Here is a 17091-nt window from a genome sequence, read left to right as displayed (position 1 = left end):
GTTGGTGCGTTCAGGCACGGCAAACCATCCGTTGCCCACACCACCCGCCATCGGCAAACGACTACGCGGACGCCGACAGGTATAGTCCACTTCCCGCCAGCTGAGCAAGATCGAATGCAAGGTTGGCCATGGGTCTTTTCCGAGTTGAGACCTCTCGGAAATATGAGCGGGCTGTGCGCCGCCCGGCGGAAAAATCCCCGCCATCACCCCCGAATGCCACGGCCAACGCCCTTGACACAACAGGCGACTTGAGCCACAACTAATCCTTGCGCACCAAGTTGACAACGTTGTCCAGAGCGCAGGGAGAGTGCTTGCCCATGAGGCACAGACGTGGCACGGCGGTCGCATGGACGGCCGCCTTCGCTTTGGCGGTGGGCTCACCGGGCGTGGCGGTGGCCCTGCCCGAGGCCCCCACCATCGACCGGGAGTTCGACTCCTCCTTCGAGAGCGGCGACCCCGCTCCGGACTGGCTCAATACGGTTGATGAGGCGCCGGACGGCTCGAAGCGGTCCTCGGGCGTGGACGGTGGGCACAGTTCCGGCATTCCGGGCAATGTGACCGACCATGTCACGGACGTACGGGCGAACGGCGAGAACTCCGGTGCCGGCGAGGTGAAGGAGAACCTCGTCGACGGTGAGCCGAGCAGCAAGTGGCTGGTCTTCCAGCCCACCGGGTGGGTCGAGTTCGACCTGGACAAACCGGTGAGAGTGGCGAAATACGCGCTCACTTCGGCCAATGACTTCGCCGAGCGCGACCCAAGGGACTGGACTCTGAAGGGCTCCGCGGACGGCACGAACTGGACGACCCTCGACACCCGCTCCGATGAGAGCTTCGCCGAGCGGTTCCAGACGAAGACGTACGACATCGCCGAGCCGGCCGAGTACCAGCACTTCCGTCTGGAGATCACCAGGAACAACGGCGCCTCCGGCATACTCCAGCTCGCCGACGTCCAGTTCTCCACGGGCGGCGGCGAAGGGCCGGTGCCGCAGGACATGCTCTCGCTGGTCGACAGGGGCCCGAGCGGCTCGCCGACGGCGAAGGCGGGCGCCGGCTTCACCGGCAAGCGGGCGCTGCGGTACGCGGGGCGGCACACGGCGGACGGACGGGCGTACTCGTACAACAAGGTCTTCGACGTGGACGTGGCGGTCGGCCGGGACACCCGGCTGTCGTACCGGATCTTCCCGTCGATGGCCGACGGCGATCTCGACTACGACGCCACGAACGTCTCCGTGGACCTCGCCTTCACGGACGGCACGTATCTCAGCGACCTGAAGGCCACCGACCAGCACGGGTTCGCGCTGACGCCGCAGGGGCAGGGGGCCTCCAAGGTCCTCTACGTCAACCAGTGGAACAACGTCGTCTCGCGGATCGGGTCGGTCGCGGCGGGCAGGACGGTGGACCGGATCCTTCTCGCCTACGACTCCCCCAAGGGCCCGGCGAAGTTCCGTGGCTGGATCGACGACGTGGCGCTGAAGAACGTGCCGCGGGAACGGCCCAAGGCCCATCTGTCGGACTACGCGGTGACCACCCGGGGCACCAACTCCAGCGGCGGTTTCTCGCGCGGCAACAACTTCCCGGCGACGGCCGTGCCGCACGGCTTCAACTTCTGGACGCCGGTGACCAACGCGGGCTCGCTGAGCTGGCTGTACGACTACGCACGCGCGAACAACGCGGACAATCTGCCGACGATCCAGGCGTTCAGCGCCAGCCATGAGCCGAGCCCCTGGATGGGCGACCGGCAGACCTTCCAGGTGATGCCGTCCGCCGCCTCCGGCACCCCGGAGACCGGCCGGGACGCCCGTGAGCTGGCCTTCCGGCACGAGAACGAGACGGCGCGGCCGTACTACTACGGGGTGCGGTTCGAGAACGGGCTCAAGGCGGAGATGACGCCGACCGACCACGCGGCCGTCCTGCGCTTCACCTACCCCGGCGACGACGCGAGCGTGCTGTTCGACAACGTCACCGACCAGGCGGGCCTGACCCTCGACAAGGACAGCGGGACCTTCACCGGGTACTCGGACGTGAAGTCCGGGCTGTCGACGGGGGCCACCCGGCTCTTCGTGTACGGCGAGTTCGACAAGCCGGTGTCCGAGGGCGACTCCAGCGGGGTCAAGGGGTATCTGCGCTTCAAGGCCGACGATCGGACCGTCACGCTTCGGATCGCGACCTCCCTCATCAGCGTCGACCAGGCCAAGGCCAATCTGCGCCAGGAGATCCCGGACGGCACCTCCTTCGACGCCGTCAAGAACCACGCCCAGCGCCAGTGGGACCGCATCCTCGGCAAGGTGGAGGTCGAGGGTGCGACCCCGGACCAGCTGACCACGCTGTACTCCAGCCTGTACCGGCTGTACCTGTACCCCAACTCCGGCTTCGAGAAGGTCGGTTCGAAGTACCAGTACGCCTCTCCCTTCTCGCCGATGCCGAATCCGGACACCCCGACGCACACCGGCGCGAAGATCGTGGACGGCAAGGTGTACGTCAACAACGGCTTCTGGGACACCTACCGGACCACCTGGCCGGCGTATTCACTGCTGACGCCCTCTCAGGCGGGCGAGATGGTCGACGGGTTCGTGCAGCAGTACAAGGACGGCGGCTGGACCTCGCGCTGGTCCTCGCCGGGGTACGCGGACCTGATGACCGGCACCTCCTCCGACGTCGCCTTCGCGGACGCGTACGTCAAGGGCGTCGGCTTCGACGCCAGGTCGGCGTACGACGCGGCCGTGAAGAACGCCACCGTCGTGCCGCCCTCCTCTGGCGTGGGCCGCAAGGGCATGGCGACCTCGCCGTTCCTCGGCTACACCAGCACCGACACCCACGAGGGCCTGTCCTGGGCGCTGGAGGGCTACCTCAACGACTACGGCATCGGGCGGATGGGCCAGGAGCTCTACAAGAAGACCGGCGAGAAGCGCTACAAGGAGGAGTCCGAGTACTTCCTGAACCGCGCCCAGGACTATGTGAACCTCTTCGATTCCCAGGCCGGTTTCTTCCAGGGCCGTGACGCCAAGGGCGACTGGCGGGTCGAGTCGTCGAAGTACGACCCACGTGTGTGGGGTTACGACTACACCGAGACCAACGGTTGGGGCTACGCCTTCACCGCCCCGCAGGACTCCCGCGGTCTCGCCAACCTCTACGGCGGCCGGAGCAAGCTCGCCGACAAGCTCGACGAGTACTTCTCCACCCCGGAGACCGCCTCCCCCGACTTCGTCGGCTCCTACGGCGGTGTCATCCATGAGATGACCGAGGCACGGGACGTGCGGATGGGCATGTACGGGCACTCCAACCAGGTCGCCCACCACGCCGTCTACATGTACGACGCGGCCGGGCAGCCGTGGAAGGCGCAGAAGAACGTCCGCGAGGTGCTCTCCCGCCTCTACACCGGCAGCGAGATCGGCCAGGGCTACCACGGCGACGAGGACAACGGCGAGCAGTCGGCCTGGTTCCTGTTCTCCGCGCTCGGCTTCTACCCGCTGGTGATGGGCAGCGGCGAATACGCCGTCGGCTCCCCGCTGTTCACCAAGGCGACCGTGCATCTGGAGAACGGTGAGGACCTGGTCGTCAAGGCGCCGGGGAACAGCGCCCGCAATGTCTATGTGCGGGGCCTGAAGGTCAACGGCAGGACATGGACGTCGACTTCGCTGCCGCACAAGCTGCTCGCGAAGGGCGGGGTCCTGGAGTTCGACATGGGCCCGCGGCCCTCGTCCTGGGGCACGGGCAAGAACGCGGCGCCCGTGTCGATCACCCAGGACGACAAGGTGCCCACGCCCCGGGCGGACGTGCTGAAGGGTGAGGGTGCCCTGTTCGACGACACCTCCGCCACTCGGGCGACCGTGACCTCCGTGGACCTGCCGGTGCCGGATGCCGCCGAGGCCGTCCAGTACACGCTGACCTCGTCGGACCGCACGAAGGCGCCGACCGGCTGGACCCTGCAGGGTTCGTCGGACGGGACCGAGTGGACGACCCTGGACCGGCGTACCGGTGAGTCCTTCGCATGGGACAGACAGACCCGGGCGTTCTCGGTGGGGTCACCGGGTAACTACGAGAGGTACCGCCTGGTGCTGGACGGCGAGGCGACCGTTTCGGAGGTCGAACTCCTCGCCGGATGAGGAGAGTTGGAGTCTGATGCCGCTTCCCGTGCCCGTGCTGCCCGAGGGTGTCGACCCGGCCTGGCTGCCGCCCGGTGCCTTCCGGGCACTCGGCGGCCGGCGGACCCTGATCCACGGATCGGGTCCGCTGGTGGACACGGTGCACGGTGAGGTGGCTGAGGCCTGCGTTTCTTCCGCAAGTCGGGGATGGGGGACGAGCGGGGGCGGACCCTCTACTGACAGATCGTGATCGCGGTGCTTATGATGCCGACGATGAAGAACTTCTCCTCGTACGGATTGGGGGACTCGTTCGCGCAAGGTGAGTGCTGATGGCGCATCACTTCGTGAACGAGATTCCGACCCGCCTGTTGATGTGGCAGCGCGTGCGCGAGTACGCCGTGCCACTGTCCATGATCGAGACCGCGACCGCCCGCCGTGCGGCCGGCGACTGGGCCGGGGCCTGTGCCGCCGCCCGGATCGACGTCGATCTCGATCTGCGCGCCGTGCGCAATCGCCACGGCACCGACCTCGTCACCCGCCTCCGTACGGATCTGCGCCGGCTGGCGCCCGATCTGCTGCGCTGGCACATGCCCCGGATCGCCCCCGACGGGCGGCTGAGGCCCGGCCTCACCCTCTCCCTGGCCCGTTACCCGGGTTCGCTGCATCTGGTGGTGCGTACGCCGCCGGCCTGGGCGGACGCCGGACAGCGCATGGCACTGTCCCTGTGGGAGGAGTCCGGCGACAGCGACCCCGGGCACCATCCGCACCCGTATCCCGAACGGCGTTTCCGGCTCGACCTGCACCGACACCTCTGGGACTCCGGGCGGAGCGGGGAACTGGCGCGACGATGCGATGCGGGCGGGGCACCGCCCGGTGAACACAACTCCGCTTGGGCAAAGGATCGTTGGGCCGCCGAGGCGGAGTTGCTCCTGCGGGCGGAGGGCCGTCCTCGGGGGGCCTTCACCGTGCGACTCGGTGCGCGCAGCCGTGCCGTGCTCGAACTCGTCGCCCCCGACGACAGCCATGCCCCGACGTTCCGGTCGCTGCGCGAGGCGCTGCCGCCGCAGGAGGCCGCGGCGCTTCCGGTACTGCCGGAGGCGGCGGCCCGAACCCTTCCGGATCTGGAACTGCTGCGGGCCGGGCTGGTCTCGGCCGACCGGCTGCATCCGCTCATCGCCGCCGCACTGGCGGAGTACGGCTCGGCACCGGTGACCTGCCCGGTTCCCGAACCCGGCGATCCGCACCGGGTGGAATGCCGGGGCGAGATCCATCGGATCGCGCTGCGGGACGGAGTGCTGACGGCGGTCGACCATGACCCGGCCGAACTGCGCCGGGAGGAACTGCTGGTGGCGCTCGGCGGGCCGCCGCTGCCCTGTCTGCGGGCCATCGACGCGGTGCACCGCAGCCCGGAGGCGCTGCCCGCGGTCCGGGAGCGGCTCGGCCACGGTGATGTCGCCGGGGCGCTGGCCGTGGTCGAAGGGCTGCTCGGTCCCGGTGCGATGCTGCGCGACGGGCCGCTCCGGGAGGAACTGCAGTCGGCGGCGGCGCGCCGTATCGAGCACGGGCTCTTCCGCTCGGGTCTTGTCGCCGTGCACCCCGCCGCCGGTGGCGGGGTCGACGCGCAGCGCCCCCGCCTCGACCGACGTACGCCCCTCATGTGGCGCAGCAAGCGCGTCAACCGGGCCCGGCCCCGTACCGGCATGGCCGCCTGACCGGACGGCCTCGTCCCCTTCGTCTTCGGCCCTCGCGGCTGTCCCGTTCTCTACACCCCACCTGGTGATGCCCATGACTTCCAGCACGCTTCTGCCCGCCGATCCCCAACTCGCCCTCGCCGACGGCCTCCTGGCACTCCTGCGGACGACCACCACCGAACCGCGCCCCGACGAGCAGCTCGAAGCGCTCACCCTGGCCGTCGCGGCAGATCTGCCGGTGCTGCTCTGGGGCGAGCCCGGCATCGGCAAGACCGCGGCCCTGACCCAACTCGCCGACTCCCTCGACCTGCCGCTGACCACCGTGATCGCCAGCGTCCACGAGCCGACCGACTTCTCCGGACTGCCCATCGTGGGCGACGACCCTGCGGTGCGGGGCGTGCCGATGGCGCCACCGCAGTGGGCCGTGGAACTCGTACGAGCCGGGCGGGGACTGCTCTTCCTGGACGAACTCTCCACCGCCACCCCGGCCGTCCAGGCCGCGCTGCTCCGGGTCGTGCTGGAACGGAGGGTAGGTGCCCTGCAACTGCCGCCCGGGGTACGGATCGTGGCCGCCGCCAATCCGCGCGCGTCGGCGGCGGACGGGTGGGAACTGAGCCCGCCGCTGGCCAACCGGTTCGTGCACCTGTACTGGGTGCACGACAAGGACGTGGTGGTGCGCGGTCTCGGCGGGGTCTGGCCCCGGGCCGAGCTGCCACACCTGGCCCCGGAGCGGCTGCCGGAGGCCGTGTCCTTCGCCCGGCGCGCGGTCTGCGGGTTCCTGAAGGCCCGGCCGACGCTGATCCACCGGCTGCCGAGCACCGAGACACGGCGCGGCGGGGCCTGGCCCTCGCCCCGGAGCTGGGAGGCCGCGCTGACCCTGCTGGCCTTCGGCACGGCCGCCTCCGTCTCCCGGGAGGTACTGGCGCTGCTCGTGCGCGGCGCGGTGGGAGACGGACCGGGCCTCGAACTCCTCGCTCATCTGGACCGGATGGACCTGCCTGACCCGGAGTCGCTCCTGGCCGATCCCGCCTCCGCCGAGCTGCCGGAGCGGGGCGATCTGCGTCAGGCCGCGCTGGAGGCGGTGGTGGCCGCCGTCGGGGCACGGCCGGAACGGGAGCGCTGGGAGGCGGGCTGGGCGGTGCTGGTCCACGCCCTGGAGACCGGCGCCCCGGACCTGCTGGTCGCCCCGGCCAAGGCACTGGCTGCCGTGCGGCGCGACGACTGGGAGGTGCCGGAGGCGGTGGAGCGGCTGGCCGCGATCGTCGGTCTGTCCGAGCGCGCGGACCGGTCGGTGAAGGCCGCACGAACCCCGGAGGTACGCCGATGACCGGGACCGTGCGTCGCCCACTGCCGCGCCCGATGGCCCCGCCTCCCCCGCCGCGTCCGGTGCGGGTGAACGTCCCGGCCGCGCCGGTCGGTCCCGGTCGGCCGGACAACCCGCCCGGACTCCCGCTGGACATGGAGAAGTTGTTGGCCGCCCGGCTGCACGCGGTCGAGGTCCGCCCCTATCTGGCCGTCGCGCTCTTCGCGCTCCAGGTGGTGGAGGACCCTTCGGTGCCGACGATGGCCGTCGACGCACACTGGCGCTGCTACGTCTCCCCCGGCTTCGTGGCGCGCACCCCGGTGGAGGAGCTGGCGGGCGTCTGGGTGCACGAGGTCTCCCATCTGCTCCGGGACCACCACGCGCGGGGCGAGCGCTATGCGCGGGAGAACGAGGAGTACGGGCCCGGCGAGCGGCTACGGCGCAACATCGCCGCCGACTTCGAGATCAACGACGACATCTACGGCGACGGTCTGCCCCGGCCCGCCGGAGCGGTGCTGCCGTCTCTGTTGCAGCTGCCCGACGGGCTGCTGATGGAGGAGTACCTGCGCAGGGCGTCGCTGTCCGGGCTCGCCGCCGACCTGGCCTGGCTGGACTGCGGAAGCGGTGCCGACGGGCAGGAGCGGCCGTGGGAGCTGGCACCCGACGGGGCGCATGGTTTGAGCAGGCAGCAGCGGGACGCGGTGCGTTTCCGGGTCGCCGAGGGGATCAAGGGCCGGCCGGGCGACGCTCCGGAGGGGTGGCGCCGATGGGCGGACGAGGCGTTCCATCCCCCGCAGCCGTGGCGGCAGTTGCTGGGCGCGGCGATACGCTCCGCGGCGGGTGCGCCGGGGGCGGGCGAGAACCACAGCTACCGGCGTCCGTCCCGGCGCTCGGCCGCCGTCCCCGGGGTGCTGCTGCCGAGCCTGCGCCGTACCCCGCCGCGGGTCTGCGTCGTGATCGACACCTCCGGGTCGGTGAGCGACGCCGAGCTGGGCAGCGCATTGCTGGAGGTGGCGGCGATCGCACGGGCGGTGGGCGGGCGGCGCGACCTGGTCTCGGTGATCTCCTGCGACGCGGCGGCCGGGATCGCCGGGCCCATCTGCCTCGCCGAGGACATCGAGCTGATCGGCGGCGGGGGTACGGATCTGCGCTCCGGTTTCGCCCTGGCACTCCGCTCCCGGCCCCGCCCGGACGTGATCGTCGCCCTGACGGACGGTCAGACACCGTGGCCCTCCGCGCAGCCGCCCTGCCGCACCGTCGTGGGGCTCTTCCCGCGTCCGGCCCGTGCCGTGAACGAGAACAACCCGGACTACGTGCCGGGCACCCCGCCGTCCTGGGCACGTGTCGTCACCATCGGCTGAAGTCGCAGGACCGCCACGCCGAGCGGGTCGAGGGTGAACGGGTCGTGTTCCTCGATCCGTTTGCCGGTCAGCAGGTCGGTGGCGGCGGCCGGTGCGGTCAACTGGGCGGCTTCGACAGCATGGTTGAGGACGAAGAGGAGACGTGTGCCGTCGGGGGCGACTCGGGTCGCGGTCTCCACGTCGGGGAGGTCGGCGTACGGGCCGAGCAGGTCGTGGCGGTCGAGGATCCGGCGGATCACACGGTCCACGCCGGGCTGGTCGAGGGCGGTCGCCACGTACCAGGCCTCACCCTCGCCGTAGTGGTGCCGGGTGACGGCCGGGGTGCCCGCGTAGCAGTGGGTGCCGTCCTCGGACCAGAGCCGCTCGATGGCGGCACGGCGTTCGGCGGTGTCCGCCGTGTTCCACTGGGCGATGTAGTCGCGGACCAGATCCTGCGGGTCGATCTCGGTCATCTGTGTCTCCTTGCCGACGGCGGCGCTTCGGAGGAGATCCTGCGATGAGCCGCCACGACCGACAATTCCCCGCAGGGAATGGCGGGGAACGGCACGGTCCCGGTGACAACGGCGCTGCGCCCACCGGGACCGCCCGAAGGGGCTCGGTCAACCGACCCGGCAAGGCAGGGTGGTCGCCGTATCACCTCCACTGCCGGTGACGACGTAGCCGAACGTCGTGCTCTCGCCGGGATCGAGCGAGCCGTTCCAGTTGGCGTTGTGGACCATCACCGCCTGGCCGTTGTACGTCGGCGTGCCGTTCCACAGGCTGTCGATCTTCTGGCCGCTCGGGAGCGTCCAGTCGACCATCCAGCCGAGCATCGGGACGTCGCCGGAGTTGGTGACGGTCACCTCGGACTGGTAGCCGCCGTTCCAACTGCCCGTGGTGCGGCGGGTGGCGGTGCACTCGCCGGGGACCGGGTCCGTCGGGTCGCCGGGCTCCTTGATGCCCGTCACCTCGCCGTTGCCGCCGTCGAAGACGATGTCGGAGCAGGAGTAGAAGGTCTCGGCGCTGTCCGAGCGCTGCCAGACCATGTAGATGATGTGGCGGCCCGACTTGTTCGCCGGAAGCTGCCCGGTCCAGGAGTAGTTGGCCTCGACCGTGCCCGGGGAGCCGTTGAGCGGCGGGTGGTCCACGCTCAGGAAGGGCTGCTCCTCCATGTCGTCCCAGGTGAGGGTCTGGGTCGGGTCGAAGCCGTCCTTGGTGATGTAGACGTAGAACCAACCCGGGTGCGCGGCCCAGGCGTTGTAGGAGAAGTCGACGGTCGCACCCGAGGTGAGATGGGTGAGCGGCCAGTCGTTGCGTGGGGCGTTGAAGCCGGTGAAGTTGGTGTTGCCGCCGCTGCACAGCTCGCCGTCCGGCACGAAGCCGCGGGTGCGGCCGGCACCGTCCGAGCGGAGCACGGAGAACCAGTTGTAGAACGGGGTCGTCCCGCTCACCTGCTGTGCCGCCTTGCAGGCCGGGTTGACCGGCTTGATCTCACCGGTGTCGGTCAGCCCGTCCTGCCAGCACAGGAAGGTACGGCTACCGGGCTTCATGGGCGTGCCGTGGGCCTCCGCCGCACCGCCGGCCGACATCACGAGCGCGAGGGCCGGAATCGTGGCGAGCAGCGAGACCAGGACGAGGAAGAGGGCCTTGGTGCGGAGGGTGAGCGCTAATCGGCGTGGGGGTCTGTCGGGTGCCGAATTCGCTGTTGTCAGGATCATGACAGAAGAGTCCGTTCCTTCAGGTACGGGCCATGCGGATGCGTGTGTGCGGATGCGTGGGGTGGGAGCGACCCTGGGGCGGGTTCCGGTCCACCGAGTATGGGAGCGCTCCCACCTCACTTGAATCGGAAAGTAGCGCTGTGGGGGGCGGTTGTAAACGGGGGGCGCACGGGGGTCAAGCGTGTGCCGTGGCATCGCCGGTTCGGGTGGCGGTACCTTCGTACGTACGATCACGCCGCGTGTAGGCGTCCAGACTGGCGGCCATGGGAGCAGTGATGACCACACCCCAGCAGGGACCGGCCACCGAGGACACCTGGATGTTCCCCCCGGCCGACGGCTGGACCTTCGACCAGGTCAAGCACTTGGAGCTGCCCTTCGACTGGGAACTCGTGGACGGGTGGATCGTGGTTCGAGGGCAGACCAATTTGTGGCACAACGAAGTGCGAGACGGCATCGCCGACGCGCTCAAGGCTGCACGCGTTTCGCCCTATCGGGTACTGAACGAGCAGTGCGTGATGGTGGACGACCAGAACACCCCCAAGCCCGGTGTGATCGTCTATGACCCTCGGAATCTGAACCTCTTCGAAGCCGAGTGCATCCCGGTGGAAAAGCTCGCCCTCGTCGTGGAAGTCGTCTCCCCCGGCTCCCGCCAGGACGACCGGGTGCGCAAGCCCGCGCTTTTCGCCGCGACCAAGGTCCCGTGCTATTGGCGCGTCGAACTCGACCACGACCGGAAACTCACGGTGCACGAGTACTGGCTCAACGCTGACACTCGCTCGTACATCCCCGCGCCCATGCACCCGGTGCACCAGGACAAGCTCATCACCGAGCTGCCTTTCCACGTAGAGATCGACCTCGACGCCCTCCTCGGCTTCTGACCGCCCTCCATGTTCCTGCTGGGAGGTTGGAGCGCGGCTGCCGTCTCGGGCTCGGCTCGCCGAGGAGACGCTCAGCTCCCCTGCGACCTTCCTGTCGCCGCTTCGGACCCTGCGCACACCGGCTGCGGAGGAACCGCCCCCGCGAGCGGCAGCCGTACCGTGAACTCCGTTCGCCCCGGCTCGCTCTGTACGTCGATCCGGCCGCCGTGGGCCGTCGTGATCGCCGCGACGATGGCGAGGCCGAGGCCGGAGCCGCCGCCCAGGCCGGGGGCGCGGGTGCGGGAGGCGTCGGCCCGGGTGAAGCGTTCGAAGACCGTGGGGAGGAGGGCGGGCGGGATGCCGGGGCCGTCGTCGGTGACGCGTACGGCGCAGTCGGCGCCGTGTGTCTCCACCGTGGCGACGACCCTGGTGCCCGCGGGGGTGTGCACGCGCGCGTTGGCCAGGAGGTTGGCGACCACCTGGTGGAGTCTGGCCTCGTCACCCATGACCAGCGCCGGAGTGTCGATGTGCAGGCCGAGCTGCCAGTCGTGCCCGTCGCCCGCGGCCCGCGCATCCCACACCGCCTCGGCGACCAGTGCCGCGAGATCCACCTCGGCGGACTGCAGCGGACGCCCCTCGTCCAGGCGGGCCAGCAGCAGGAGATCCTCGACCAGGCCCGTCATCCGGCCGGACTCGGCCAGGACGCGGCGCCAGGCCAGTACCGGCTCGATCCGGTCCGTGCCGCGGTTCATCAGCTCGGCGTAGCCGGCGATGGAGGCGAGCGGGGTGCGCAGTTCGTGGCTGGCGTCGGCGAGGAAGCGGCGCATGCGTTCCTCGGTGCGGCGGCGTTCGGTGAGCGAGGACTCGATGTGCTCGATCATGCGGTTGAGGGCGGCGCCCACCTGGCCGGCCTCGCTGCCGGGGTCGGTGTCGCGCTCGGGGACCCGGATGAGGGCGGTGACCTCGCCGCGGTTCAGCGGGGCGCGGGAGACCTCGACGGCCGTCGCGGCGACCCGTCCGAGCGGGCGCAGTTGACGCCGTATCACCACCGCGCAGGCGCAGCCCGCGACGACCAGACCGGCGGCGGCGACGGCGGCCCCGGCGACGACCATGCCGCCGATCATCCGCTGGACGTCCTCCATCGGCAGCCCGGTGAGTACCCGCACCCCGTCGCTGTCGAGCACGGCGATCCGGTAGGTGCCGAGCCTGGGGACGGTCCGGGTGTGCCGGGAGCCGTTGGCCGTAATGCCCTCAAGGGCGGTTCGCTGGGCGGCGGTCAGGTCCTTGGGGGCGGCGTCCTGGCTGACGACGGCCGCGGAGAGGATGTCGCCGTCCTCGTCGAGGCGGGCGGCGAGCAGTCCCGCGGGGTGGCCGTTCTCGTTGAGGAAGCCGAGGTCGTCGGTGAGCTCCGGGTGGAGCCGGGCTCCGCCGAGGCTGCGTTCGGCGGCGTCGGTGACCCGGCCGTCGAGGTTGCCGAGCAGGGCCGCCCGTTGCACAAGGGCCGTGGTCAGGGCCATCGCGGTGCACACGACGACGAGGGTGGCGCTGATGAAGAGCAGCAGGCGGGCGCGGATGGAGCGGGCGCGCGGGCGGCGGGTCATCTGCCGTCCTCCCCTGACCTGATGGCATAGCCGAGCCCTCGCACGGTGTGGATCATCGGCGCCCGGCCCTTGTCGATCTTGTGGCGCAGGCTGGAGACATAGACCTCCACGAGGTTGCCGCCGCCGTCGAAGGAGCCGCTCCACACGCGGTCGAGGATCTGGGCCTTGCTCAGCACCTGGCGGGGGTGGTCGAGGAACAGGCCGAGCAGCTCGAACTCCTTGGCGGTGAGCCGGACGGGCGTGCCGGCCCGATGCACCTCGCGGGTCTCCCGGGTCAACACCAGGTCGCCGAGGACGCGTACGGAGTCCTCGGAGCGGGCGTGTTCGCCTCCGGCGCGGCGCAGGAGTCCGCGCAGCCTGAGGACGACCTCCTCCAGGGAGAAGGGTTTGGTGACGTAGTCGTCGGCGCCGGCTTCGAGGCCGTCCAGGCGGTGTTCGAGCGCGTCGCGGGCGGTGAGCATCAGCACGGGCAGGTCGGGCTGTTCCGCGAGCAGCCTCCTGAGCACCTGGAGGCCGTCGAGGTCGGGCAGCATGCCGTCGAGCACCACGGCGTGCGGGGCGCAGGCGCGGGCCAGCCCGAGCGCGCTGTGCCCGTCCAGCGCGGGGTAGGGCTGCCAGCCCGCCTCGGTGACCGCGACGGACAACAGCTCGGTGAGTCCGGGCTCGTCGTCGACGATGAGCACACGGACCCGGCCGGTGCGGGACCCCCAGATGCCAGACATGTCTCGATCCTGTCCCCGCCCGCTGAGGGAATCCTGTGTTTCACCTGAGGGTGGGTGATGACCTGGGAGGGTCCGGCTCCGGAATCGGCGAAGGGCCGCACCCCCGTCGACGGGGATGCGGCCCTCAACCGCCGTGCCGTACCGCTTACTTGCGGATCAGGCTGCGCAGCACGTACTGCATGATGCCGCCGTTGCGGTAGTAGTCGGCCTCACCAGGGGTGTCGATGCGGACGACCGCGTCGAACTCGACGCCCGTGTCGGTGGTGACCTTGACCGTGCGCGGGGTGGTGCCGTTGTTGAGCTCCTCGACACCGGTGAAGGAGAAGGTCTCCTCGCCGGTCAGACCGAGGGACTCGGCCGAGGCGCCCTCCGGGAACTGCAGCGGCAGGACGCCCATGCCGATGAGGTTCGAGCGGTGGATGCGCTCGTAGGACTCGGCGATGACGGCCTTCACGCCGAGCAGCGCGGTGCCCTTGGCGGCCCAGTCGCGGGACGAGCCGGAGCCGTACTCCTTGCCGGCCAGGACGACCAGCGGGATGCCCTGCTCGATGTAGTTGCGGGAGGCGTCGTAGATGAACGACACCGGCGCGCCCTCGACGGTGAAGTCACGGGTGTAGCCGCCCTCGGTGCCCGGCGCGATCTGGTTGCGCAGGCGGATGTTGGCGAACGTGCCGCGGATCATGACCTCGTGGTTGCCTCGGCGGGAGCCGTAGGAGTTGAAGTCACGACGCTCCACACCGTGCTCGGTGAGGTACTTGCCGGCCGGGGTGTCGGCCTTGATGGCGCCGGCCGGGGAGATGTGGTCGGTAGTGACCGAGTCGCCCAGCTTGGCCAGGACACGGGCGCCGGAGATGTCGGAGACCGGCTCCGGGTCCATGCCCATGCCCTCGAAGTACGGGGGCTTGCGGACGTAGGTCGACTGCGGGTCCCACTCGAAGGTGTTGCCGGTCGGGATCGGCAGCGCCTGCCACTGGGCGTCGCCCGCGAAGACGTCGGAGTAGGACTTGTTGAACATGTCCTCGCCGATGGCGTTGGCCACGACGTCGTTGACCTCGGCCTCGGTCGGCCAGATGTCCGTCAGGTAGACCGGGTTGCCGTCCTGGTCGATGCCCAGGGCGTCCTTGGTGATGTCCACCTTCATGGAACCCGCGAGGGCGTACGCGACGACCAGCGGCGGGGAGGCCAGGTAGTTCATCTTGACGTCGGGGTTGATACGGCCCTCGAAGTTCCGGTTGCCGGAGAGGACCGAGGTCACCGCGAGGTCGTGGTCGTTGACGGCCTTGGAGACCTCCTCCGGCAGCGGGCCGGAGTTGCCGATGCAGGTGGTGCAGCCGTAACCGACCAGGTTGAAGCCGACCTTGTCGAGGTACGGGGTCAGGCCCGCCTTGTCGAAGTAGTCGGTGACGACCTTCGAACCCGGGGCGAGGGTGGTCTTGACCCACGGCTTGCGGGTCAGGCCCTTCTCCACGGCCTTCTTGGCCACCAGCGCGGCGGCGACCATGACGTACGGGTTGGAGGTGTTGGTGCAGGAGGTGATCGCGGCGACCGTCACGGCGCCGTGGTCGATCTCGTACGTCGAGCCGTCGGGGGCGGTGACCAGGGTCGGGCGGGTCGGGACGCCGTTGTGCTCGGCGGGCGCGTCGGACGCCGGGAAGGACTCCTTGCCCGCCTCGTCGTCGTCCTCGACGTAGTTGCGGACGTCCTGCGTGAACTGCTGGGCGGCGTTGGCCAGGACGATACGGTCCTGCGGGCGCTTCGGACCGGCGATGGAGGGGACGACCGTGGAGAGGTCCAGCTCCAGCTTCTCGGAGAAGTCCGGCTCGGCCTTCGGGTCCAGCCACAGGCCCTGCTGCTTGGCGTACGCCTCGACGAGCGCGACCTGCTGCTCGGAGCGGCCGGTGAGCTTGAGGTAGTTCAGGGTCTCGTCGTCGATCGGGAAGATCGCGGCGGTGGAGCCGAACTCCGGGGACATGTTGCCGATGGTGGCGCGGTTGGCGAGCGAGGTGGCGGCCACGCCCTCGCCGTAGAACTCGACGAACTTGCCGACCACGCCGTGCTTGCGGAGCATCTCGGTGATGGTCAGCACCAGGTCGGTGGCGGTGGTGCCGGGGGTGAGCTCACCGGTCAGCTTGAAGCCGACGACACGCGGGATGAGCATCGAGACCGGCTGGCCGAGCATCGCGGCCTCGGCCTCGATACCGCCGACGCCCCAGCCGAGCACGCCGAGGCCGTTGACCATGGTGGTGTGCGAGTCGGTGCCGACCAGGGTGTCGGGGTAGGCCTGGCCGTTACGGACCATGACGGTACGAGCGAGGTGCTCGATGTTCACCTGGTGGACGATGCCGGTGCCGGGCGGGACGACCTTGAACTCGTCGAAGGCGGTCTGGCCCCAGCGCAGGAACTGGTAGCGCTCCTTGTTGCGGCCGTACTCCAGCTCGACGTTCTGGCCGAAGGCGTCCGGCGTACCGAACTTGTCGGCGATGACGGAGTGGTCGATGACCAGCTCGGCCGGGGCCAGCGGGTTGATCTTCGCCGGGTCGCCGCCGAGCTCCTTGACGGCCTCACGCATGGTGGCGAGGTCCACGACACACGGAACACCGGTGAAGTCCTGCATGATCACGCGGGCGGGCGTGAACTGGATCTCCTGGGACGGCTGGGCCTGGGAGTCCCAGTTGCCGAGGGCGCGGATGTGGTCGGCGGTGATGTTCGCGCCGTCCTCCGTGCGGAGCAGGTTCTCCAGCAGGACCTTGAGGCTGTACGGAAGGCGGGCCGAGCCTTCCACCTTGTCCAGCCGGAAGATCTCGTACGACTCGTCGCCCACCTGCAGCGTGCTGCGGGCGTCGAAGCTGTTCGCCGACACGACAGTCTCCTTCTTTGATGTGCGCGTTCCCACCGCATCCTGCCGCCATGACGACTTGGCCGATCCGCTAAGGTCAGGCTAAGTTAGGTAACCCTTACTAGATGGCGGCTGCGGTACGCCTCGGCAGATATCTCGATGTCGAGATAACTCTAGTACATGGGGCCGGGATGGTCATGCCCGGCCTCCCTGTGATGTTCTTCTTCAACCATGAAGCGAGGCGATTTCCACCGGCATGCGGGCGGCTGGACAAAATGGGTACCGCTGCCGTCGACCACATGGACGCGTCTGCGTCCCGGGCGCGCCCCGCTGCGCTGCCCCCTGCTGACCGACGCCGACCTGGCACGCGCCGTCTGGACGGCCACCCACCTCCCCGACCTGTTCACCGCACTCCGGCACGCGGTGTGCGCGCACTACGAGGGCTTCCCCGAGGGACTCGACGTGCGCGCCGTCCACATCCACCCGGTCACCCGGGACGGCATCCCCTACGTCGGCGTCGAGTTCCGCGATCTGGGCGTCGCCCTGCACGGCACCCGCGTGGTGGACCTGGGCGGGCCCGAGATCGCCACCCAGCGCCGGATCGCGGAGGAGGACGCCACCGATCCGCGCACCGGCCTGGACGAGGCGCTCATCGGGTACTGGAGCAGCATCCCCTTCGACTACGGCGTGATGGAGTGCTCGGAGTTCGAGTTGCGCGCCAACGGCCAGGGGTGGACCAATCTGACGAACGCCCTCGGCGAGTGCATCACGCGGCTGACCTGGCGGTGCCCGGAATCAGGACTGTTGGAGTTGCGGACGGAGGACGGCAGGGTGTCACGGCACTCGTACGTCGTCACCGGCGCCCCCATAGCCGCCGTCACCTTCGACGAACCGGTGGAGTTCTGCCATCAGTTCGCCAGGTCGGGGTAGCCGAAAGGTAA

The 17091-nt window shown here is 69.9% G+C and carries 11 protein-coding genes; 6 read left to right on the top strand and 5 right to left on the bottom strand.

What is annotated here, in order from left to right:
• Positions 1-317: 317 nt before the first annotated feature.
• The 4 genes from H4N64_RS09990 (at position 318) to H4N64_RS09975 (ending at position 8437) form a co-directional block, all read left to right on the top strand.
• Positions 318-4103 (top strand): GH92 family glycosyl hydrolase, encoded by a 3786-nt coding sequence (locus H4N64_RS09990; protein ID WP_186281846.1) that lies wholly within the window; start codon positions 318-320, stop codon positions 4101-4103.
• A gap of 308 nt (positions 4104-4411) precedes the next feature.
• Positions 4412-5794, top strand: a complete 1383-nt coding sequence (locus H4N64_RS09985) for a hypothetical protein (RefSeq protein ID WP_186281845.1) — start codon at positions 4412-4414, stop codon at positions 5792-5794.
• A 73-nt stretch (positions 5795-5867) separates the two neighbouring features.
• Positions 5868-7100 carry an AAA family ATPase gene (locus tag H4N64_RS09980; RefSeq protein WP_186281844.1) on the top strand — a complete coding sequence of 411 codons (1233 nt, stop codon included), beginning with the start codon at positions 5868-5870 and terminating at the stop codon, positions 7098-7100.
• 131 nt (positions 7101-7231) lie between these two features.
• Positions 7232-8437 (top strand): vWA domain-containing protein, encoded by a 1206-nt coding sequence (locus H4N64_RS09975; RefSeq protein WP_186282001.1) that lies wholly within the window; start codon positions 7232-7234, stop codon positions 8435-8437.
• Here H4N64_RS09975 and H4N64_RS09970 read toward each other — a convergent pair.
• Both H4N64_RS09970 and H4N64_RS09965 read right to left on the bottom strand, forming a co-directional pair.
• Positions 8386-8889 carry a Beta-galactosidase C-terminal domain gene (locus H4N64_RS09970; RefSeq protein WP_186281843.1) on the bottom strand — a complete coding sequence of 168 codons (504 nt, stop codon included), beginning with the start codon at positions 8887-8889 and terminating at the stop codon, positions 8386-8388. The genes H4N64_RS09975 and H4N64_RS09970 overlap by 52 nt on opposite strands.
• Positions 8890-9036: 147 nt before the next feature.
• Complete coding sequence (locus H4N64_RS09965) at positions 9037-10134, bottom strand: lytic polysaccharide monooxygenase auxiliary activity family 9 protein (RefSeq protein ID WP_186281842.1); 1098 nt, start codon at positions 10132-10134, stop codon at positions 9037-9039.
• A gap of 263 nt (positions 10135-10397) precedes the next feature.
• On the opposite strand from H4N64_RS09965, the gene H4N64_RS09960 reads away from it, so the two are divergent.
• Entirely contained in the window at positions 10398-11012 is a 615-nt protein-coding gene (locus H4N64_RS09960; protein WP_186281841.1) for a Uma2 family endonuclease, read from the top strand.
• A gap of 71 nt (positions 11013-11083) precedes the next feature.
• On the opposite strand, the gene H4N64_RS09955 is transcribed toward H4N64_RS09960, so the two are convergent.
• The 3 genes from H4N64_RS09955 to acnA all read right to left on the bottom strand — a co-directional run bounded on the left by H4N64_RS09955 (position 11084) and on the right by acnA (position 16174).
• Positions 11084-12592 carry a sensor histidine kinase gene (locus H4N64_RS09955; protein WP_186281840.1) on the bottom strand — a complete coding sequence of 503 codons (1509 nt, stop codon included), beginning with the start codon at positions 12590-12592 and terminating at the stop codon, positions 11084-11086.
• Entirely contained in the window at positions 12589-13314 is a 726-nt protein-coding gene (locus tag H4N64_RS09950) for a response regulator transcription factor (RefSeq protein ID WP_186281839.1), read from the bottom strand. The genes H4N64_RS09955 and H4N64_RS09950 overlap by 4 nt, the downstream gene beginning before the upstream one ends.
• A 145-nt stretch (positions 13315-13459) precedes the next feature.
• Complete coding sequence (acnA, locus tag H4N64_RS09945; protein WP_186281838.1) at positions 13460-16174, bottom strand: aconitate hydratase AcnA; 2715 nt, start codon at positions 16172-16174, stop codon at positions 13460-13462.
• Between the two features lie 207 nt (positions 16175-16381).
• On the opposite strand from acnA, the gene H4N64_RS09940 reads away from it, so the two are divergent.
• Positions 16382-17080, top strand: coding sequence for a hypothetical protein (locus tag H4N64_RS09940; RefSeq protein ID WP_186281837.1), 699 nt, complete (start codon positions 16382-16384; stop codon positions 17078-17080).
• Positions 17081-17091: the final 11 nt, after the last annotated feature.

The sequence above is a fragment of the Streptomyces cupreus genome (assembly GCF_014257025.1).
Lineage (GTDB): Bacteria > Actinomycetota > Actinomycetes > Streptomycetales > Streptomycetaceae > Streptomyces > Streptomyces cupreus.
The sequence above is the reverse complement of the archived record's forward strand: the minus strand, read 5'-3'. Positions and strand labels throughout refer to the sequence as shown.